This window comes from Microbacterium sp., from assembly GCF_003248605.1.
Taxonomy (GTDB): Bacteria; Actinomycetota; Actinomycetes; order Actinomycetales; family Microbacteriaceae; genus Microbacterium.
The window spans coordinates 1-20,801 of sequence record NZ_QFPF01000017.1 but is presented as its reverse complement, the minus strand read 5'-3'; the positions used below and the strand labels follow the sequence as shown (position 1 = coordinate 20,801).

Here is a 20,801-nt window from a genome sequence, read left to right as displayed (position 1 = left end):
CGCATGCTGACACCTGCCGCCGTCCGACACGCGGACTGCCCGAAGACCATGACCTACGGACCCTGCGGCGGCGTCAACGCCGACGGCACGTGCGAAGTCGCACCGACGCCCTGCGTCTTTCTCGGCGACGCCCTGCCCGTCCGTTGGGACGGGGACGGTACCGGTGGCGGCGCCCCCTCGCGCAACACCGAGGCCGCCGCGGCCCTTGTGACCGGCACCGGCACCGGCAGACCGCACCCCGCGGTCGCGACGACTGCCGGCCGTGACGTCCTCGACATCCTGGCCCGTCGCCCGCTGATCATGACCGGGTTTCCCGCACGGGCGATGGTGCGCGACGACATCGCGCGCACGGCGGACGAGTTGCGGGGCCGTGCCGACGCCGTGCTCTCGGGCGACGCGGCCGGCTCGCGCACGCAGTATCCGCCCGCCTATCGGGCCGTACTGATGACGAACGCCGGAATGCGCGCGTGGATGGGCATCAACGCCCGCGATCGCAATCGCGTGGCGCTCGAGGGGGAGCTTGCGGCGCTGCAGGACATCGGCGTGGCCGGGGTGCACTGCGTCACAGGCGATCACACGCGCACGGGCGACCGGCTCGACGCTCAGCCCGTCTTCGATCTCGAGGGCACGACACTTCTCCCCCTGGCACGCGCACAGGGCCTCGCAACATCGTTCGCCGAATCACCGGACGCGCCTCCGGCCGCCCTGAGGGGACAGCGAGTGCGCGAGAAGGAGCAAGCGGGCGGGATGCTGTGTCTCACGCAGTATTGCGGCGACGCCGAGCACGTTGCCTCCTTCATCGAGCGGGGCAGGCAGGCAGGCACCGTCGCCCCTGTGCTGCCCGGCGTGCCGCTCGTGGTGGACCGCGCGGGAGCGGAACTGCTGGCCTCGTTCCACGCCGCGACGCTGCCGACCGGCTATGTGCACGCTCTGTTCGCGGCTCGCGATGTGCGTCGCGAGGGGATTCGCCTCGCGATCGAATACGGCCGCTCGCTGCTCGCGGTGCCCGGCGTGAGCGGGGTGGTCGTGGCGGGCGGAGTGCAGCCGGGCGATGAGCAGGCCTATGCGCGGGCACTGGCAACGGTGGCCGCCGAACTCGGCGGGGGCAGCTCGTGACCTGCGCGGCGCCGCGCGACACGAGGACATCCGCGCGACACGAGGACCATTGCCCCGTGAGAGTCCTCGCGGCGCGTCACACTCCTCGTCCCGGGCCGCCGGCGATGCGGATGCCGCGCACCAGAGGTCGCACGCGACCCTCCTCAGTTGTGCTGCTGCTCCTTGACCACGAGCACCCGGCACGTCGCGCCCTCGGGGGTGCGCCAGCGGTGGCGTATGCCGCTTTCGTAATACGTCGCGTCACCGGCGCGCAGGGCGACCTCGGCATCGGGAAAGACGACGATCAGCTCGCCCTCCAGCACATAGACGAACTCCTCCTCGGCGTGCTCCCACCACATGTCGTCGCCGTACGAACCCGAGAAGATCATCGGAAGGAACCGCGCGCGCTGCTCAGCGAGCACCGCGACGCGCCCCGACCCGGCGTCGACCGGCGACTCGGACGACTGACGGTAGACGTGGTAACTGCCGGCGGGCCGCTCCGGCGGGTCCTCGGTGAGCAGATCCTGCTGCGTGGTGCCGAGAGCGTTCGCGACGCGGAACAGCGAGACCATGCTCAGCCGCTCGAGGCCGCGCTCGACCTGGCTGAGGAACGAATGCGACAGCCCCGCCTCACGCGCCGCCTGCGTCAGCGTCATGCCGCGCCGTTTGCGCAGCTCTCGGATGCGGGCACCCAGCGCCCGCGCGGACGCGTCGACGTCCGCGGGCTCCGCGCCGGCGCGATCGATGCCATCCGTCATGGATGCAGAGTACCGGGCCACCCCCCGAGCCGCGGCGAGCGCCGGCGCCGGGTGCCCCACGCCGTCAGGAAAGGAAACGAATGAACCACCCCGACTACGCCGCCCTCGAGGCGGACCTGAACGATCTGCTCGGCCCCCGCGGAGTCAGCAGCGACATGCGGCAGCGGGAGAAGGCATCCGTCGACGGCGCGCGCATGTCGCCGATCATCGCCGAGCTGCTGCCGCTGGGAGTCGCCGACCTCGTCGCTTTTCCGACGACCGCCGACGAGATCGCGGCGGTCGTCGCCCTCGCCGTGCGGCACGGGGTGCCGGTCACCCCGCGCGGCAAGGGCACCGGCAACTACGGGCAGGCGATCCCGATGTCGGGCGGACTCGTCGTCGACACGTCGCGGGCGCGCACGATCGTCGGCATCGACGGCGACACGATCACGGCGGATGCCGGGGCCCCGATGAACGCGCTCGAACAGGCCGCGCGCGCCGAGGGCAAGCAGCTGTGGATCTACCCCTCGACCGTGCACTCCTCGATCGGCGGGTTTCTCGGCGGCGGGTCGGGCGGCACGGGAACGATCGCGCACGGCAGCAACGACATGGGCTTCGTCGCGGCGCTCGATGTCGTCACGCCCACCTCGGGCGGAGTGCTGCGGCACGTCGAGGGCGACGAGGCGCTCGGGTACGTGCACAACTACGGCACCGCGGGCATCATCGCGCGGGCGACCGTGCGGCTCGAGCCGCTGCAGGATTGGCGCGGCCTCTACGCCTCGTTCCCGGATTTCGCCGGCTCCCTCTCGGTGCTGCGCACGCTCGGGCGCCTGCAGCCGGCCCCGCGCCTGGTGTCGGCCGACACCCCGCACATCACGGCGCAGCTGCCGCCCGACGACGCCTTCCCGGCGGGACGCAGCTCGCTGCGCATGATCGTCGACGCGTCGCTCGTGGCCGAAGCCACGGCGATCATCGAGGCCGCGGGCGGCCGCATCGAGGACGTGCGCGAGGGCCCCGGGGTCTCGTCGGCGATCTCGGTGCTCAGCTACAACCACCCCATCGAGTGGCTGCAGAAGTCCGAGCCGGGCGTCTACTTCCACGTCGAGGTCTCGGGCGACGCGCTCGTGGACCGCATCGACGAGGTGCACGCCGTCTACCCCGGCGGCATGCTGCACATCGAGGCCGGTCACACCGTGCCGATCGGCATGCTCGCGGGCATCTACGAGAGCCCGGATGCTGTCTACGACGGCATCCACAGACTCAATGATCTGGGGGTCGGGGTGCACAACCCGCACCAGTGGAACGTGGACTTCCGGCTCGCGCAGACGGTCGAGCTCGCCGCCGTGACCGACCCGGCCGGGCTGCTGAACCCCGGCAAGCTCAACCCCGCCTACGCGGGACCCACCAAGGGTGCGATCCGGTGAGCGCGCCCTTCGTGCCGGTGACGCGGCGCTGGGCCGACCTGTCGGGTCCCGCGCTCGTGGCCGCGACGTCGGAGCGCTCGATCGCCGTCGTGCCGATCGGGGCGATCGAGCACCACGGTCCGCACCTGCCGCTGCGCACCGACGCCCTGGTCGCCGAAGCGGTGGCCTCGGCCGCGGTGGAGCGGGTGGCAGCATCCGGAATCGATGCCTGGCTGCTGCCGACGATCGAGTACGCCAAATCCGACGAGCACTACTGGGCCCCGGGCACGCTGTGGGTGGAGGGCACGACGCTGCTCGATCAGCTGGTCGAGATCGGCCGTTCGATCGCGATGACGCCGGTGCGCACGGTCGCGTTCGTGAACGGGCACGGCGGCAACGTCATGCTGCTCGGCTGGGCCAACCGCGAGCTGCGGCGCCGGTTCGGGCTGCGCTCGTTCTCGATGCCCGCGGGCGCCGGGGCGGCGGGCGACGGCCTGGACGGGCGGCCGGACGAACTCGGCCAGGGCATCCACGCAGGCTTCGGCGAGACCTCCGTCGTCATGCACCTCGCGCCGCACCTCGTCGCGCCCGAGATGCCGCCGCGCAACGTGCCCGAGAAGATCGCGGGCATGACGCACATCGGGTTCAACCGCAAGCCGGTGATGTTCGGCTGGACGAGCGACGATTTCGGACCCACGGGCGTGATCGGCGATCCGACCGGGGCGAACGCCGAGGTGGGGCGGATGATCTTCGAGAGCGGCGTCGACTTCGTCGCCGAGGCGTTGGTCGAGATCGACGGCTTCGAGTTCGGGTAGGGGCTCTTCATGGATACGCTTGCCGGTCGGCTCGTCGTCGACGTGCCGCAGATCGATCGCCGGGTCGACCCGGTGCAATCCGATGTGCCGTGGGAGGACCCCGCCGCGCTCGCCGCCGCGTGGCTGCCGGGCGAGGGCGAGGAGCGCATGCTCATGACCCTCACGACGGTGGATGCCGAGGGATTCCCGCGGTCGCGGACCGTCATGCTCAGCGAGTTCGACGGGGAGCGCTTCTTCTTCCACACCGACGCGGCGAGCCGCAAGGTCGTGGACCTCGCCGCAAACCCGCGCGTGTCGCTCGCGATGCTGTGGCCGGGGTTCTCGCGGCAGATCATCGTGCAGGGCACCGCCGAGGTCGCGCCCGCCGAGGAGGTCGCTCGCGCGTACGCCCGGCGCTCGCCGTATCTGCAGCAGCTGGCGTGGATGAACACGGCCGAGTTCGCCGCGCTGCCGCTCGCGGAGCGCGAGGCGCGGTGGGCGGTGTTTGCGGAGCAGCATCCCGAGCCGGCGCAGCCGGAGGGGTGGGTCGGATACGCCGTGACGCCGCACCGAGTCATGTTCTGGGTGTCGCATCCCGAGGCCGCGAGCCGGCGCGTGGAGTTCACGCGCGCAGGGTCGGGCTGGGCGCGGCGGTATCTGCCGGGGTAGCACGGGTTCTGCCGCCGAATGCACGACGTCTCGTCGAGTGCACGAGGTATCTGCCACCAGCATCCCGTGCACTCGACGACATGTCGTGCGTTCGCGGGCGCCCAGGGGCGTGCGGGCGCGTAGAACTGCACATGCTAATGTATGCACATGAAGACAGAGCGACTCCAGGTGCTCGTCGACGTCACGCAGCGGGAGCGACTCGAGCGCGCGGCGGCGGAGCGGGGAGTATCGGTCGCGTCGCTCGTGCGCGCGGCGATCGACGTCGTCTACCCGCCGCAGGCGACGTCTCGGGCCAAGGCGGCAGCGGCCGTGCTCGCGGCTGATCCGATGCCCGCGCCCGTGGTCGATGAGCTGGTCGCAGAGCTCGATGAGCTGCGTGGTCGGCGCGCGTGATCCTGCTCGACACCACCGTGCTGCTGTATGCCGTCGGCGCGCAGCATCCCCTGCGGGAGCCGTGCCGCGCCCTCGTCGCCGCGGTCGGCGACGGCCGTGTCGCGGCGACGACGACGGTGGAGGTGCTGCACGAGTTCGCGCATGTGCGGGCGCGTCGTCGCGGACGTGAGGACGCCGCCGCCTTGACCGCGAACTATGCGATCCTGCTCGCGCCGCTCGTGACCGTCGACGCCGATGATCTTGCGGGCGGACTGCGCGTGTTCCGCGCGCACGAAGAGCTCGGCGCCTTCGATGCGGTGCTCGTGGCCGCCGCCCTCCGGCGCGAACACATCACGGGTCTCGTCTCGGCGGATCGGGCGTTCGCGGCGGTCGACGGCCTCGTTCACCTCGACCCGGGGTCGCCGGAGGATCTCTCGTCGCTCGGCCTGTGAGATCGGGGCCGCGGCGGACGGACTCCCGAACCTCGCCGATCCTCTGCTCGGCAGAGGGGTATTGCCGAGCAGAGGATCGAAACCCCTGGATCCGCCCTCGCCTCGGCATCCACCCTCTGCTCGGCAGAGGTGCTGGTTGTGGGCCACTCAGAGAGGGGGCCGGGGCCCTTCGCGACAGGCTCAGGGCGCGTGCGGGGGCCCTTCGACAGGCTCAGGGCGCGCGAAGCGACAGGCTCAGGGCACGCGAAGCGACAGGCTCAGGGCGCGAGCCGACAGGCTCAGGGCATGCCACGCGGCGGATCCCGCCGCAGGAACGGCACCGGCCATGCCCCCAGCGCGAGCACCGCGAGCACCACCTGCACCAGCCCGGTGACGAAGTAGATGCCGTGCAGCGGCGACCACACGAGCATGATCGCGATCTCGACGAAGATCCAGATCATCATGATCAGGCCCGCGGCGGCGTGCAGCCCCCACGCCAGCGCGAACCGGCGACGCTGAGCGGTCAGGGCCAGCGCCTGGCTCCCGCCGACGACGACCCCGAGGATCACACCGGGCCAGAAGTACGACGAGAAGACGCTTCCCTCGATCCATTCCAACGGGATGCCGATGCCACCGCCGACCGTCAGCCCGATCATCCCCGCCACAGCCGAGAGCAGGTTGAACCACGCGACGACACCGAGCGCGATGCGCAGGGCGCGCGAACTCGTCGTCCCCTTCATACGGGGCACGCTACGCTCCCGCCCGGCAAGCCCCAGGCGTCCGCGGCCGTGTCAAAAGCCTGGGCGTGCGGGCCCCTTCGACAGGCTCAGGGCCCCGGGCGGCTCAGCGGACGTGCGCAGCCAGGAACGTCGCGGCACGCAGCGTGAGCCGCGGTTCAGCGGCGCGCAAGCGTCGCGTTACGGCGACGGGATCGGCCGCGGCGGCAGCATCCACATCGGTCAGCACCTCGCGCGCCCACATCAGCGCGGGCTGCGGCGGCTGCCCCGCGGCCGGCTTCTCCCCGCCGAACAGCGCGTGCAGCCGCGCGCGCGGGTCTTCACGGTCGCCGAAGATCTTTGCCGACCAGATGCTCTGCATGATGGATGCTGTCCCTTCTCTGCGGTGCCTTCGCACGAGGTTACGGAGCTCGATGCCGCCGCGGATCCGCCGCGCGACGGATTTCGGCGCCGCGCGGCGGGCGATGCCCGCGCGACTCGGCACGATGTGTCGGCGATCGTTGCTCGCAGGACGTTTCGTGCCAGGTCGGGTGCGGTGGCGGGCCGGTCGGTGTCGACGGGGGCGGGGCGGGGGCGAGTGGCGGTGGCAATGGTGACGACGCCAACGGACGCTGGCGCGGCCGCCGGATTCGGGAATGCCACGTCATCCGCGTAGAGTCTGCCCGCGCGATCGGCCCACGCGTGAGTGCCGGGTGGCATCCGATTATCGGACCCGCCGTGCGGCAAGTCCGCTCGTGACGCTCCCGGTATGACGACGACCGCGGATGCCGATGCTCGACGCCGGCGACTCGAGCCGCTGAGGGCGGCGATCGCCGCCACCGCTCCCGCTGATATGTCATCACGCGAGACCGAGGCCAACGGATGGGAGCGCACTGAACGCCTCGTAACTCCGCCGAGCTCGCTCCCGGAGACATCGCGTGGGCCCGGCCATCGCCCTGCGATCACTACGCATGGCAGGGCGCGTCTCGCGCGTGCGCACCGCGACATGAAACCGAGACGAAACACCCGCTCCGTACGCTGAAGACCATGGCGCGGCTCATCACCGTCGACCCCGCACGCGGTCGGTTTCCTGAACACAGCCCCGAAGCGGCAATGCTCCGCGACCTCGGCGCCTACTTCGGCACACCGGTCGCGCCCGTCACCATCACTGTCGACGACTCGACGAGGTTCGAAGTCGAAGGCTCGGATGCTGCCGCATCGTTCTTCGTCCAGTTGATCGCGAATGCGGGGTCATTCACTTCAGCTCATCGCAATCGGGTGAGCGCGAACCTGTTCAAGCTCGCGTGGTTGAAGCAGAGCCTGTTCCCGGACGCGCGGCTGGCGCTGTGCATCACGCCCACCGTGACGCAGGCGTTCGCGCCGGCTGGGTGGTCGACCCTTGCCGCAGGGGATCTGGGCGTAGAGCTGCTGCTGCACCAACACGGCAGCGTGCGCCCGTTCGACCCCACCACGAGGTAGCGGGTTCTTGCACCTCGACTGCACCTCGGTACGCGCGCACGGCGAGGCCTGGTACGGTCGAAAGCAGTTGGACCTCCGCGAGACATATCGGCAGCCGATTCGTCTCGCACGCTCTCCACTCCGCACTCGCAATTCTGGATCGAGTCGTGGAGGTCCTGCGCCCCCGGGTATCCCCGCAGCCTCTCCGGCTCCCACCGAAGGAGCATTCTCATGAGTGACCTCAGCCGGCGCAAGGACTACGGCGTCTTCCTACCCAACGCCGCGGGCGGGTGGATGATCTCGCGGACGGCCCCGTACCCGCCCGCAAGCTACGACTACAACCGACAGGTCGCGCGCCTGGCCGAGCATGCGGGGCTCGATTTCGTCATGGCGATGGCGAAGTGGCGCGGCTTCGGAGGCGAGACCGACCACTGGGGCGAGACGCTCGAGTCGATGACCATGATGGCGGGTCTTGCCGAGGCGACCGAACGGGTGAAGATCTGGGCGACGGTGCACTGCAACATGCAGAACCCGGCTTTCGCCGCAAAGGTGTTCACGACTCTGCAGCAGATCAGCGGCGGTCGCGCGGGCATGAACATCGTCAACGGGTCGTACGCCGACGAGTTCGAGCAGATGGGTATCTGGGACGCGACGCTCGATCACGAGGCGCGATACCGCATGACCGCGGAGTGGACCGAGGCGGTGCTGCGCCTGTGGAGCGAGCCGACTGTCACTATGCAGGGCGAATTCTTCACTCTCACCGACTGTGAGTCACGACCGCACCCCGACCCCCGCCCGACGATCATCAGCGCGGGCCGATCCGACCGCGGGCGTGCCTTTCAGGCGCGGTACTCCGACGGCGCCTTCCTCGGCGCCGAGAGCCTCGAGGCCATGCGCGATCTCTCTCGCGACGTGCACGACCGGGCAGCGCGGCAGGGGCGCCAGGTACGCACGTACTCGATGCTCACGGTGGTGCAGGGCGAGACGGATGCCGAGGCCGAACGCCTCGCGGAGCGCTACGGAGAGGGCCTCGACCGCGAGGCACTCGGCAACATGCGCCGCTCCTGGGGCTGGGATCCGCAGCGCGCGCTCTCGTGGGCGCAGGGCGCGAAGGGCGAGGAGGCGTTTCAGACCCCGTTCGTCACAGGCGACGCCGGCACGATCGCAGAACGCGTGCTGACGATCCTCAACACCGCCGAACTCGATGGGTTGATGCTGATCTTTCCGGAATATCTCGAGGGGCTGACCGCGTTCGGTGAAACCGTCCTCCCCGTCCTGCGCGCAGCCGAGCAGGCGCCCGTGGGGGCAGCCTGATGACGGCCGATACCCGCCTCGCGGCGCTCGATCCCGCCCGCGGGGCGCTGCTGATGATCGACGTGCAGCGCTCGTTCGCAGACCCGGCTCTCCTCGGGGCGTACGGGATGGATGCTGGGGTTTCCGCGGCCCTCGCCGCCGCGATCGACCGATGCAGCGACCTCGTCGACCACGCGCGGGCGGCGGGCGTGCCGATCTACTGGATCGAGCTCGCAACCGAGCCGAATACACCGTGGCGTGCCAGCAGGTGGCTGCGTACGGGAGACCTCGACGCTCCCCTGGACCCGGAAGAGCCGTGTGTGGTGGGCACGCCCGGCGCTCAGTGGTACAGAATCGGCCCGCGCGCGCACGAGACACGAATCCGCAAGCGCGCGTACAGCGGGTTTCTCGGCACCGACCTTGCGACGCGGCTGCGGAGCGACAGCATCCGATGGGTCACTGTCGCGGGGCTGACGACCGAGTGCTGCATCGCCGCGACGGCCACGGATGCCCTGCAGCTGGGCTGGCCCGTCGTGCTCGCCGAGGACGCGACGGCAGCCTATGAGGCGAGGTTGCACGAGGCGGCGATCGAGCAGCTCGCGCTGAACGTCGCAGCGATCTCGTCGGTCGACGCGGTCGCGTCACTCTGGCGCTGCGGCACGGGAGCGGAGGGCGCGGCGTGAGCGGCATGCACGTCGCGTTCGACCTGTCGTTCACTCACACCGAGGGCCGCTGGGCGAGGCCGGGCTCCTGGGTGGGCGCGACCTTTCCCGACGTCGGGATGCTGCAACAGATCGCCATGACCGCCGAGCGCGCGGGAATGCATCTCCTCTTCTTCGGCGACGGGTCCGGCATCCCCGACACCTGGCGCGGGTCGATCGATGCGGCGGTGGAGTGGGGCGTGCAGTGGCCGCGCCAGGATATGAGCCCGTTCATCGCGGCCATGGCCGGGGTCACACGCGACATCGGCTTCGGCCTCACGTATTCCTCGACGTTCATGCATCCCTTCTACGTCGCGCGGCTGCTCAATTCGCTCGATCACGTCACGGGTGGGCGACTCGCCTTCAATATCGTCGCGTCCAGTCGCAGCGCGGATGCCGCCAACTACGGCTTCGACGAGCTCCTCGAGCACGGACTTCGGTACGAGCGCATGGAAGAGTTCGTCGATGTCTGCCGTGCGCTGTGGGATTCGGTTCCGGCCGACGCGATCATCATGGATCGCGGCACCGGCCGCTTCGCCGACCCCTCGCGCGTCCGGGCGATCGAGCATCGCGGACGCTTCTTCGATGTGAAGGGGCCGCTCAGTGCGATGCCGAGCCCGCAACATCACCCGGTGCTCGTGCAGGCGGGCAACTCTCCGCGCGGTATAGCGGCATCGGCACGGTTCGCGGATGTCGTCTTCGGATTCGGTGGCGCGGTGGCCTCGCAGCAGCGGCACCGGCGCGCGCTCGACGAAGCTCTTGTTGCCGAGGGGCGCGACCCGCAGACGGTGGGGATCCTGTGGGCGATGCAGACGATCGTCGGGAACACGCCTGACGAGGCAGAGACGCGTCGCGCCGAGATGCTGAGCTACTGGAGCGAAGAGGCCGTGGGCGCATACCTGTCCCACAACGCGGGGTTCGATTTCTCGCGCCTGCCCGAACGGATCGTGGTCGGGGAGCTCGCGGAGCAGATAGCCGCCGTTCAGGCGAGCCCAGGCGGTCTTGTCGGCGCGCTGATGGACGAGTACGGCCCGGATCACGAGCTCACGCGTGCGGAGTTCTTCGAGCACGGGTGGCGCAGCGCCACCGGCCTCGACCACACGGTGTGCGGCTCGCCGGCACAGATCGCCGATGCTCTGCAGGATAACTTCGAGGCGACGGGGGGCCGCGGCGGATACATGTTCTCGTCCCCCCTTCCCACCCCTTCCGGGCTCAACGACATCGCCGAACTGCTGGTTCCCGAGCTCTCCCGACGGGGTGTGCTCGCTCCGCGCACCCCGGGCGCCACGCTGCGCGAGAACCTCCACCCGTGACCCAGGACACCGCCGCGCCGCCGACGCGCCCCGCGCCCGCCCGCGGCGAGGCGCTGCTCGTGTGCGCCCTCATCGGCACGGCGCAGATGACGTGGGGCGTGATCGTCCCGGTTCTTCCCCTACTCGCCGAAGACCTCGCGCTGCCGGTCGTTCTCCTCGGCCCGATCATTGCGGCCTTCGCGATCGGCCGCGTGATCGCCAATGTACCGGCAGGGATGCTGATGCGGCGAGCGCCGGTACGTCCGCTCATGATCGGCGTTCTCCTGGCCCTGTGCGCGGTGACCGCGGTGACGGGATGGGCGCCGGATGCGACCTGGCTGATCGCACTTCGGCTGGTGGCGGGTGTGCTGGGCGGCGCCGCGATCACGCTCGGGTTCGCGGTGCTGCTGGCTGGCGCCCCGCCCGAGCGCCGGGGGCGTGTGGTGTCGCTGGCGACCGTGGTGCAGATGGGCGCCGCGGCTGTCGGCGCGGTGCTCGGGGGCGCGGTCGTGACTGTTGCGGGCGTTCCAGCGGCATTCGTCGCGGCGGCGGTGCCGGTGGTTCTCGCCGTGACGTGGGATCTGGCCCGGCCCGCCCGCGGGTACTGGGCGTCCGTACGGGTGGATGCTGCCGCCCCGGGCGCCGCCTCCGCCGCTGCCGTGCCGGCGCAGGCACCGCACGGGCTGCTGATCGCACTCGCGGCGGTCTCCTTCGCACTGTTCTTCGCACGTTTTGCGGGCGAGCAGGGCCTCATCCCCGTCCTCGCCTACGCGCAGGGCGAGCTCGACCCGCTCACGCTCGGCATCGCCTTCGCTCTCGGCACGGCGGCCAGCGCGGCCGTGCTGCCGTTCGTCGGCCGTGCCGTGGACCGCGGCTCTCGTGCGTCCGTGCTGATCGGTTCGTCCGGGCTCGCGGCGATCGCGATGCTGCTTTTCGCGGTGCTGCGGAACCCGTGGGCGTTCGGCGCGGGCATCGTCGCCTACGCCGTCGCCACAAGCGTCGCCAACATCGTGCCGAGCGTCGCCATCGCCGAGGCCTTTCCCGGTCGCCGCTCGGGAACCGTCGTTGGCGTCACCCGCACCGCGGGTGATCTCGGCGCCGCGACGGGCCCATTGATCGTCTTCGCTCTCGCGGACACGGCGGGGGCACCGATGGCGCTGCTCGTGCTTGCCGTGCTCCCGCTTGTCGCCGCCACATGGCTGCTGTTCGCCCGGCGCCGCTGAGTGGCGACCGGGTGAGCGCGTGAATCGTCAGCGGATTCGCGCCCCACGCCGTTCATCGTTGTGGGCGGCAGGGACCCGGCGTAAGCCTGCGCGAGGTAGGTGGGCGCGCCGATCGTGTTGCGTTGCGCGCCAGAGAAGTTCAGGACGTGAGCCGCGCGGGCTGCGCGGGTGCGGCCGACGACGATTTCGGCGCAGACCTGAAGTCCCGGCGCCGACCGCCCTCGCGCGACACGAGGCCCTCGGCGCCGCGTGAGGACTCATGCGGCGCGAAAGTCCTCGCGTGGCGCGAAAACCCCGGCCGAAACCGGACCGCACCTGCGGCCCGCGACCGCGGGCGACATCGGCACGAGCGGCGGTACAGAAGTGCACTCACAGGACGGGTGAGGTGCCCTTCTTCGTCGGATCGTGCATCTGCGCCTCGACCCCGGGATGCATCCGCACGACCCCGGGATGGATGCGCACGACGACCCGGGCGCGCGCCCGCAGCGCGCGCCCGCAGCGCGCGCCCGCAACGCGCGGCGGCGCCTACGCGACTGCGCCGCGCACTCCCGCGGCGCGCCCCGCCGCTGCGCCCGCCAGGGCTGCGCCGACGGCGCGCACCGACCGCTCCAGGAGTTCGGGCGGCATCGCGAAGTTGAACCGCACGTGCCCCTCCCCGCCAGGGCCGGTGTCGCGGCCGCTCGAGGCCATGACGCCGGCGTGCACGCGAAGGAACTCGGCGGGATCGACATCCAGACCGCAGGCCCGGAAATCGAGCCACGCCAGGTATGTCGCCTCGGGCACGACATAGCGCACGGTGGGCGCGTGTTCGGCGAGGAGGCGGCCGAGCAGGTGGCGGTTCGCATCGAACATCGCGATCGTGTCGTCGAGCCAGTCGACCGAGCTGTTGTAGGCCACCCTCGCGGCGACGGCGCCCAGGATGCTGCCCTCCAGTCGTGGCACGATGTCGCGCTCGATCCAGCGTCGCTGATCGACGTCCGAGGTGAGGATGAGCTGCGCGGACTTCAGGCCCGGGATGTTCCAGCCCTTCGATGTGGCCGTGGCGGTCACGGTGTGCGCGGCGGTCTCGGGTGAGAGGGCCGCGTACGGGTGGTGCCGAGCGCCGGGGTAGACGACGGGCGCGTGGATCTCGTCCGAGAAGACGCGGGCGCCGTGCCGCTCGACGACGGCGGCCACGGCTCGTTGCTCCTCCGGCGTCATGACCTGGCCGAGCGGGTTGTGCGGATTGCAGAGCAGGAGCAGCCGGCCGCCCGCGGCGAAGGCGGCATCGAGGGCCTCGAGGTCGATGCTCCACCGGCCGTCGACGGAGGCGGAGGGCACCGTGACGACCTCGCGTCCCACCCGCCCGGGCGTCGTGAGGAACGGCGGGTAGCAGGGTGTGGGCACCACCACCGCGCCGTCGGGAACGAAGTGCTCGAGGGTGATGCGCAGAGCGGCGACGACATCCGAGACCAGGTGCACCCGCTCGGTGGGCACCGCCCACCCGTAGCGCAGCTGCAGGAATCGCGAGCAGGCGTCCTCGGCCGCCGCCCCGGCGTGGTCGGGCAGATAGGTCAGGAAACCGGCATCCACCGCCTCATGCAGGGCCGCGGTGATCTCGGGGGCGGTGCCGAAGTCCGACTCTGCGATCCACGCGCCGATCACGTCGCGCGGCACTTCCCACTTGCGAGTCCTCCATTGGTCTGCCGGATTGATCTCCCCCGTCACCGGGAGAACTCCGTCCGCGGTCGCACCGCGACGTCGGTGATGTGGGCATCGGGCGACGCATCGACGACGAACCGCACGGCGCGGGCCACACTCGCGGGCTGGATGAAGCGCTCGGCCTCGAACTCGACCCCCGCGGCCTCGTGTCCGCGGCGGGCGCCGGGGGTGTCGGTCGGGCCGGGGGCGACGGTGGCGACGCGGATGCCGGATCCTGCCTCGTCGATGCGCAGAGTGTCGGCGTACCCGCGCAGTCCGTGCTTGGCGGCCGCGTAGAGCGCCATGCCGGGCACGGGTCGGGTCCCGGCGCCGGAGCCGATGAACACCACGGTGCCGCTCGACGCCCGCAGCTGCGGAAGCAGCAGACGGGTGAGCTCGGCGGGCCCGATCACGAACACCTCGAGCATCTGCCGCCAGGCCGCGGCGTCGACATCCGGACCGCTCGTGGTGCCCGATGCCGCGTGCACGAGCACGTCGACCCGGGTCAGCTCGCGCGCGAGCTGCTCGCGCTGCTCCGCGTCGAACACGTCGCACGCGACCGCACGGATGAAGGGCCGGCGCCCCAGCTCGTCGAGCGCGTCGCGCGAGCGCCCGACGGCGATGACGTCGTGGTCGCGGGCGAGGTCGATCGCGGTCTCCCAGCCCATCCCTGCTGTGGCGCCGATGACGACGGCCACCTTTCGATCCTCAGACAAAGAGGGCCTCCCGGGGTGTCATGTGGTGGGGGTAGAGGGTGCGCAAGGCGGCATGGGCGACGCCGTCCGCCTCGCGGAGGAACGTCGCGTTGATACGCGGCATCGGGCTGATGACGGTGTCACCGCGGGTGTCTTCGACGGGCAGGCCGATGATGTGGATGCGGTCGACCGGACGACCGTCCGCGCCCACGACGCGGCTGGTGCCGGGCTCGACGTCGATGCCCGGTCCCGGCGCCCACCCCCCGGCGCGGGTCGGGCGGGGGTGGGGCCGCACGTCGCCCCGCGCACTGAGGGCGCTGACGAGCGGGTCGACGCTCGTGCGCGCGTCGTGGAAGTTCATGAAGGCATCGACGAGGACGTCGGCGTGCACCCGCGAGTCGACCACGTGCGGCGAGGCGCACGTGAACCCGTGCCCGTCGACCGTGAGCACCCCGTCGGGTCCGATGAAGGAGACGATGCCCGCCTCGGCGAGCGCGAGCAGCTGGGCGTTGCGGAACGCCGGGGGGCCGCTGCCGATCATCGCCCCGAAGGACGCGAAGGCACGGTAGGCGCGGCTGGAGTGGGACTCGGCGGTGGCGCCGGCGAAGGCCATGTACTTGGCCGTGGGCTGGCGGGCGGCGTTGACCTCCCACAGCGCGCGCTTGAGCGGGCTCGCCGCGCCCTTCTTCGCCTCGTCGAGGTCGGCGCGCAGGTAATCCCGCACCCACCGGTCGAACTCGGCGGGCGAGGCCGACAGGTCGGGTGCGGGTGACATCTGCGCGAGCAGGTCGAATCGATCGTCCGGGTTCGGCACGACGGCGGCGACGGCCTCGTCGAAGGCGCGCGCGTCGAGCACCAGCGCGGCGTCGTCGATGCGGGCGAAGACGTCGTCCAACGTCCCGGCGATGGCCCCGGGCCGGGTTTCGGCGACAGCGCGGTACCAGCCCGCCTGTGCGTCCTGGAGTATCCGGGGCCAGAGGTCGATCTCGAAGTCGACGGGCCGGGTCAGAGCGCGCCGATCGAACCGCGAGTAGTAGGTCTGCACCGCGGCGGGAGGCAGGCCGCCCCAGAGGGACTTGGCCCGGAACGGCACACCGCGCCGGGAGGTGACGTGCAGGGTCGGCTCCTCGCCGGTGGCGATGTACGCGAGGTCGAGCCCCTCGCCCGTGAACCGGCCGCCGCGGCCGATCGTGAGCAGGGCCATGGCGTCGAAGAAGCCCATGCCCAGACCGCGGACGATCGCGGTCGCGCGGGCGGGCACGAGGTCGAGTTCCTGCTCTGCGGGGCTGCCCGGGCGCACCCATCGCAGCTGCGGGGAGGGGTCGACGATGGTGGCGATCGCCGTCTCTGCCGGCGGCGGCGTGCTCTCCAGCCAACCCAGCGAGAGCACGACGTCATCGACCTCGAGGTCGGTGCCATCGGCGAGGCGGACGCGCTCGCGGTCACCGGAGTTCTCGATGCCCACGGCGCGCGTCGTGTGCCGGATGACCCGCACGGATGCCGGGAGCCGGCCGATGGCGTCGTCGAAGCACCACGTGATGTAGGCGCCGTACAACGCGCGGGAGGGGTGGCTCTCGGGCCGCACGATGCGGGTCTCGGCGCGCAGGTGCTCGCGTTCGAGGAACTCCGCGGGGAGCGGGGTGCGCTCGAACGCCGCGCGGTGAGCGGGCGGGACGTCGCGGGCGTCGTCCGTGCCGTAGAGCGCATCGCGCACGAGCAGGCACCACTCCTGGAGGGTGGGCCCGGGCGAGACGGGGCCCATCACCGAGCTGGCCTCGTCGGTGAACAGCGTGACGGCGCCACTGAGCGTGTTCATGCAGAGTTCGTGGGTCTGGTCCATGCGCCAGATGCGGCCGGCGCCGAACGGGTGCTCGTCGACGAGGTGCAGCTCCCACGGCATGTCGGGCAGCTCGTCTCGCGCGATGGCCGCCAGTCGTTCGATCACGCACGTGCCGCGCGGGCCGACACCGACGATGCAGAGCGCGGGTGCGGATGCGGGAGCGGAAGACGTGGGGGGCACGCCATTTGTATATCCTGCTCGCCGCCGCAGGACACAATCGCATAACCGGGTCTTATGAGCACGATTAGACTTTCCGCAACCTCGACCCTCCGGTGCGCGGTGCCCGACGATACGACTCGGTAGGCTCCCCCCGACTCCAGACCCGACGACGCGTCGATCCCCTCCCTGTGAAGGCGCGCGATGCTCGATTCGGACTACGACCTCAATATCGACCTGCATACCCTGCGCATCGTGCGCGCGATCGCGGCGTCGGGCTCGATCACCGGCGCCGCGCGCGCCCTCGGCACGACCCAGCCGGCGATCAGCCAGCATCTGCAGCGTGCCGAGCGGCGCCTGTCGATGGCGCTGGTGGTGCGGCAGGGGCGCAGCATCGAGCTCACCGAGATCGGCCTGCTGCTCAGCCGCCACGCCGAGGAGATCCTGAAGGCCGTGCACGCGGCGGGGTCCGACCTCGCCGGCGCCGCGAACCTCCGCTCGGGCCGGGTGCGCATGGCCGCCTTCCCGTCCGCGTCCTCGACGCTCATCCCCCACCTCGTGTCCGGGATGCGGGAGCGCCATCCCGGCATCACCGTCCGCTACACCGAGGGCGAGCCGCCCGAGTCGATCGCGATGGTGGCGGCGGGCGAGTGCGACGTCGCGCTGATCTTCACCTACCCCGAGGATGCCGCGATCGTCACCGAGAGCGACCCGATGAAGGGCCTGATCACCACCGAGCTCTTCCGCGACGACCTGTTCGCGCTGGTGTCGCGGGATCATCCGCTGGCCGGTGAGGCGCGCCTGCACCTCGAGGACCTCGAGGACGACGAGTGGATCGCCGGATGCCCGCGGTGCAGCACGCACCTCGTCCGCGCGTGCGAGAGCGTGGGCTACAACCCCAACATCGTCTACGAGACCGACAACTCGGCCGCCACGATCGGCATGGTCGCGCAGGGTCTGGGCATCGCCCTCGTGCCGCGCCTGGCGCTGGGCACCGCCCTGCTTCCTCCCTCGGTGGTGGTCAAGAAACTGGCTCCCGAGATCGCCCGCACCATCAGCCTCGTCGTGCCGCACGACAAGCAGGCCCTGCCCGCGGTGTCGGCGCTGATCGCCGCGATCGGCGGCATCGACGGATCGAACTGGCGCCTGCGTCCGGCCGGGACGCACACATAATGCCCCGGGACGCACCCATGACGGCAGGCGATGTGTCGTAATGCCCGGTTAACGAGCGGCCCCCTACCGTGAACCACGCAATGCTGGACTCCGCCCGGAACCCCCAGCCCCCCACGTCGGCTCGCCGCCGATGACACCGAACGGAGATGATGTGTCGTCCTACGATGTGCTGGATCGAGCTCTGGGCGTGCAGCCCGGCGATCGCCTCGACCGGCTGCGCAGCGCCCGCGCAGAGACGCGGCGCAACGCGCAGCTGAGCTATGAGGCGATCTTCGAGCCCGCCGCGCCCAACGGCGTCTCGGTCACCGAGCGCTTCGCGCTCGCCGTCGTCATCTCGCGCTGGCACGGCCGCACCCCCCTGTCGGCGCACTACGAGGCCGAGTTCACGCGGCGCGAACCGCAGCCGGAGATGATTCAGGCCCTGAACGACATCGTCGGCGCCGGCGAGGCCACGGGCCCGTACGGCGAATATCGTGAGGAGGGGCTGGCCGCCGAGTCGATGCCGGGCCTGCGGTTCGAGGTGCCGGCATCGGCGCGCGGACTGCTCGGCGATGAGCTGAGCGCCCTCATCGAGCATGTGCACCTGCTCGTGTTCCGCCCCCGCGAAGCCTCCGCCGAGGCCCTGCAGCGACTGCTCGACGAGGGCTGGACCTCGACCGACATCGTGTGCGTGTCGCAGCTGGTCGCCTTCCTCGCCTTCCAGATCCGCTACGCCAACGGCCTCGCCGTGCTGGCCGAGACCGAGGAGGTGGCCGCGTGAGCCTGCAGGATGCCGAGCTCGAGACCGTGCTGCAGCACGCCGACATCGTCGCGCCCGAGAAGTTCACGCAGGACGGCCTGGGCTGGGAGCCATGGTTGCCCCCGCTGCCCCAGGACGAATTCACCCCGAGGCACACGGCGGGCCTCATCGATCCCGAGCGCGCGAAGATGCCGTACTTCGCCCTGCTCGCCCGCGAACCCGAGATCCTCGCGGCACGGACGCTGACCGACTTCGACATCTTCCAGAACCCCGACCGCGGACTGCCTTTCGCCGAACGCGAACTCTCTGCCACGGCAGCATCCCGGGTCAACGGCTGCGTGTTCTGCGCCTCGGTGCACGCCAAGCAGGCGACCCGGTACTCGGAGCGCGAGGCCGACGTGCAGACGCTGCTCGACGAGGGCACCGCGGCGCGGATCGACGAGCGCTGGGATGCGCTGATCGAGGCCGCCCGCGCCCTGACCGTCACGCCGTCGGAGTTCTCGGCCGCGCATGTTGCTGCGCTGCGCGGCGTCGGAATGTCGGATCTCGACATCGCGGACATCGTCGCCGGTGCCGCGTTCTTCAACTGGGCGAACCGGCTGATGCTCTCCCTCGGCGAGCCGAACGTTCCCCGCCGCAGCCGTCGCTGACAACTTCGCCCCACCCGACACCGCACGAGAAGCGAGCAGATCATGAAGACCCCCCGCCCCCGCACGACGAGAACCAGGTTCTCCCGTCTCACGCAGGTCGCCGCCGGCGTCCTGGCCGCCGGCCTCGCGCTGACGGCCTGCACCTCGAGCCCCGACACCACCACCGCTGCCGACGGCGAGCCGCAGGTCGGCGGCACGATGGTGTACCTCGAGCCCGACACCTACACGAGCCTCTACCCACCCGCCGCCGGGTACTACCCGAACGGCGCGCTCGTCAACAACGTCGCCGACCGCCTCGTCTGGCAGGACCCCGAGACGCTCGAGATGGAGCCGTGGCTGGCCACGGACTGGGAGGTGAACGCGGACGCGACCGAATACACCTTCACACTGCGCGACGACGTGACCTTCTCCGACGGCACGCCCCTGGATGCCGCCGTGGTCGCGAAGAACTTCGACCTCTTCGGTCTCGGCGATCCGGCGCGCACGCTGCCGGTCTCCGAGGCGGTCAACAACTACGCCGGCAGCGAGGTGGTCGACGACCAGACCGTGCGCTTCACCTTCAGCGCCCCCTCCCCCGGATTCCTCCAGGCCACGTCGACGATCACCTCCGGCATCCTGTCATCCGAGACGCTCGACAAGGACTTCGAGGGCTTCGCCGCCGGCTCGGCCGCCGAGATCATCGGGTCGGGACCGTTCGTGGTCGCCGACGAGGAGCTGGGCGCATCGATCACGCTGCAGGCGCGTGAGGACTACGCCTGGGCCCCCGCGAGCCTCGAGAACCAGGGTCGCGCGTACCTCGACGAGATCCAGATCGTCGTGACTCCCGAGAACAGCGTGCGGGTCGGCTCGCTCCTGTCGGGCCAGGGACACGTCGCCCGCAAGATCGAGCCACAGGATGAGGCGCAGGTGCTCGGCGCCGGCTCGTTCACGGTCGACGGGCCGCAGACGAGCGGCGTGAACAACGCCCTCAACCTGCGCATGCGCGAGCCCATCATGGACGACATCCGGGTGCGTCAGGCGATCATCGCCGGGGTCGACCGGGAGAGCCTCATCGAGAGCCTCTACACCGACAACTATCCGCTGGCGACGTCGGTGCTCTCGAGCACGGCGATGGGATACCTCGACACGTCGGAGTACTTCGAGTACGACCCCGATCGCGCCGTGGAGCTGCTCGAGGAGGCCGGGTGGGAGCTCGGCGCCGACGGCATCCGTGAGAAGGACGGCGTGCGGCTGAGCTTCACGACCGCCGAGGCGGCCGCGCAGCCCCGCTCGTTCGACCTGCTCACCTCGGTCGCGCAGCAGCTCGCCGAGGTGGGCATCGAGATGAACATCCTCCGCGCTACGACGGGCGACTACGCCGTGCAGCTGCAGGACGGCTCGCGCACGCAGGCCGCGCACTCGATGGTCGGCCGCGCCGATCTCGACGTGATCAAGAGCATGTACTTCTCGACGAACCGCAACATCCTGCTCAACCGCGACCCGGCCGACAACTCCATCGGCGACGCCGAGCTCGAGGAGCTCCTGGTCGCGGTCGCCAGCACGGCGGATGCCGAGGCCCGCATCGCGGCGTCGCAGGCGGTGCAGGTCTACCTCGCCGAGCAGGCGTACGTGCTGCCGTTCTTCGAGGAGCCGCAGACGTACGGCATCGCGAGCACCGTGCAGGGCATGGGATACGAGGCGGTCG

Annotated in this window: 21 protein-coding genes; 15 read left to right on the top strand and 6 right to left on the bottom strand. The window is 70.9% G+C overall.

Translation table 11 applies throughout. The annotated features are described in order from the left end of the window. Window positions 1–3 precede the first annotated feature (3 nt). Complete coding sequence (locus tag DI573_RS04390) at window positions 4–1,116, top strand: methylenetetrahydrofolate reductase C-terminal domain-containing protein (protein ID WP_292811049.1); 1,113 nt, start codon at window positions 4–6, stop codon at window positions 1,114–1,116. A 143-nt stretch (window positions 1,117–1,259) separates the two neighbouring features. Here DI573_RS04390 and DI573_RS04385 read toward each other — a convergent pair whose 3' ends face one another. Continuing rightward, a complete protein-coding gene (locus DI573_RS04385) occupies window positions 1,260–1,853 on the bottom strand; it encodes a cupin domain-containing protein (protein WP_292811047.1) in 594 nt (197 codons plus the stop codon). Between the two features lie 80 nt (window positions 1,854–1,933). Between DI573_RS04385 and DI573_RS04380 the strand changes: the two genes are divergently transcribed. From DI573_RS04380 to DI573_RS04360, 5 genes are all read left to right on the top strand, one after another. Further along, a complete protein-coding gene (locus DI573_RS04380; protein ID WP_292811045.1) occupies window positions 1,934–3,256 on the top strand; it encodes an FAD-binding oxidoreductase in 1,323 nt (440 codons plus the stop codon). Then, window positions 3,253–4,050, top strand: a complete 798-nt coding sequence (locus tag DI573_RS04375) for a creatininase family protein (protein ID WP_292811043.1) — start codon at window positions 3,253–3,255, stop codon at window positions 4,048–4,050. Before DI573_RS04380 ends, DI573_RS04375 begins: the two co-directional genes overlap by 4 nt. Before the next feature lie 9 nt (window positions 4,051–4,059). Then, a complete protein-coding gene (locus DI573_RS04370; RefSeq protein ID WP_292811041.1) occupies window positions 4,060–4,698 on the top strand; it encodes a pyridoxamine 5'-phosphate oxidase family protein in 639 nt (212 codons plus the stop codon). A gap of 147 nt (window positions 4,699–4,845) precedes the next feature. After that, the gene (locus DI573_RS04365; RefSeq protein ID WP_292811039.1) at window positions 4,846–5,091 is read left to right on the top strand and encodes a hypothetical protein; all 246 of its coding nucleotides are present in this window, start codon (window positions 4,846–4,848) and stop codon (window positions 5,089–5,091) included. Then, a complete protein-coding gene (locus tag DI573_RS04360; RefSeq protein WP_292811037.1) occupies window positions 5,088–5,522 on the top strand; it encodes a type II toxin-antitoxin system VapC family toxin in 435 nt (144 codons plus the stop codon). Before DI573_RS04365 ends, DI573_RS04360 begins: the two co-directional genes overlap by 4 nt. Before the next feature lie 278 nt (window positions 5,523–5,800). Here DI573_RS04360 and DI573_RS04355 read toward each other — a convergent pair whose 3' ends face one another. Together DI573_RS04355 and DI573_RS04350 are read right to left on the bottom strand one after the other, a co-directional pair. Then, window positions 5,801–6,241, bottom strand: coding sequence for a hypothetical protein (locus DI573_RS04355; protein WP_292811035.1), 441 nt, complete (start codon window positions 6,239–6,241; stop codon window positions 5,801–5,803). A gap of 103 nt (window positions 6,242–6,344) precedes the next feature. Continuing rightward, window positions 6,345–6,722 (bottom strand): hypothetical protein, encoded by a 378-nt coding sequence (locus DI573_RS04350; protein ID WP_292811033.1) that lies wholly within the window; start codon window positions 6,720–6,722, stop codon window positions 6,345–6,347. A gap of 542 nt (window positions 6,723–7,264) precedes the next feature. Between DI573_RS04350 and DI573_RS04345 the strand changes: the two genes are divergently transcribed. The 5 genes from DI573_RS04345 (at window position 7,265) to DI573_RS04325 (ending at window position 12,184) form a co-directional block, all read left to right on the top strand. Next, window positions 7,265–7,696, top strand: coding sequence for a hypothetical protein (locus tag DI573_RS04345; RefSeq protein WP_292811031.1), 432 nt, complete (start codon window positions 7,265–7,267; stop codon window positions 7,694–7,696). A 210-nt stretch (window positions 7,697–7,906) separates the two neighbouring features. Continuing rightward, entirely contained in the window at window positions 7,907–8,989 is a 1,083-nt protein-coding gene (locus DI573_RS04340) for an LLM class flavin-dependent oxidoreductase (protein WP_292811030.1), read from the top strand. After that, the gene (locus DI573_RS04335; protein ID WP_292811029.1) at window positions 8,989–9,651 is read left to right on the top strand and encodes a cysteine hydrolase; all 663 of its coding nucleotides are present in this window, start codon (window positions 8,989–8,991) and stop codon (window positions 9,649–9,651) included. The genes DI573_RS04340 and DI573_RS04335 overlap by 1 nt, the downstream gene beginning before the upstream one ends. 5 nt (window positions 9,652–9,656) lie before the next feature. Further along, window positions 9,657–10,982 carry an NtaA/DmoA family FMN-dependent monooxygenase gene (locus tag DI573_RS04330; RefSeq protein ID WP_292811078.1) on the top strand — a complete coding sequence of 442 codons (1,326 nt, stop codon included), beginning with the start codon at window positions 9,657–9,659 and terminating at the stop codon, window positions 10,980–10,982. Then, window positions 10,979–12,184, top strand: a complete 1,206-nt coding sequence (locus DI573_RS04325; RefSeq protein WP_292811027.1) for an MFS transporter — start codon at window positions 10,979–10,981, stop codon at window positions 12,182–12,184. The genes DI573_RS04330 and DI573_RS04325 overlap by 4 nt, the downstream gene beginning before the upstream one ends. Before the next feature lie 525 nt (window positions 12,185–12,709). On the opposite strand, the gene DI573_RS04320 is transcribed toward DI573_RS04325, so the two are convergent. From DI573_RS04320 to DI573_RS04310, 3 genes are read right to left on the bottom strand one after another with little or no spacing between them, the layout of a single operon-like run. Continuing rightward, a complete protein-coding gene (locus DI573_RS04320) occupies window positions 12,710–13,891 on the bottom strand; it encodes an aminotransferase class I/II-fold pyridoxal phosphate-dependent enzyme (protein WP_292811025.1) in 1,182 nt (393 codons plus the stop codon). Next, on the bottom strand, window positions 13,888–14,562 hold the full coding sequence (locus DI573_RS04315; RefSeq protein WP_292811023.1) for an SDR family oxidoreductase: 675 nt from the start codon (window positions 14,560–14,562) through the stop codon (window positions 13,888–13,890). The genes DI573_RS04320 and DI573_RS04315 overlap by 4 nt, the downstream gene beginning before the upstream one ends. 10 nt (window positions 14,563–14,572) lie before the next feature. Further along, window positions 14,573–16,579, bottom strand: a complete 2,007-nt coding sequence (locus DI573_RS04310) for an FAD/NAD(P)-binding protein (protein WP_292811021.1) — start codon at window positions 16,577–16,579, stop codon at window positions 14,573–14,575. Between the two features lie 180 nt (window positions 16,580–16,759). Between DI573_RS04310 and DI573_RS04305 the strand changes: the two genes are divergently transcribed. The 4 genes from DI573_RS04305 to DI573_RS04290 form a co-directional block, all read left to right on the top strand. Continuing rightward, window positions 16,760–17,728, top strand: a complete 969-nt coding sequence (locus tag DI573_RS04305; protein ID WP_292811019.1) for a LysR family transcriptional regulator — start codon at window positions 16,760–16,762, stop codon at window positions 17,726–17,728. A 151-nt stretch (window positions 17,729–17,879) separates the two neighbouring features. Further along, window positions 17,880–18,488, top strand: coding sequence for a CMD domain protein (locus DI573_RS04300; RefSeq protein WP_292811017.1), 609 nt, complete (start codon window positions 17,880–17,882; stop codon window positions 18,486–18,488). Continuing rightward, window positions 18,485–19,117, top strand: coding sequence for an alkylhydroperoxidase domain protein (locus tag DI573_RS04295; protein ID WP_363331336.1), 633 nt, complete (start codon window positions 18,485–18,487; stop codon window positions 19,115–19,117). Before DI573_RS04300 ends, DI573_RS04295 begins: the two co-directional genes overlap by 4 nt. 42 nt (window positions 19,118–19,159) lie before the next feature. Further along, window positions 19,160–20,801: TIGR04028 family ABC transporter substrate-binding protein (locus DI573_RS04290; RefSeq protein WP_292811015.1), on the top strand; the 1,642-nt coding region annotated here is incomplete at its 3' end.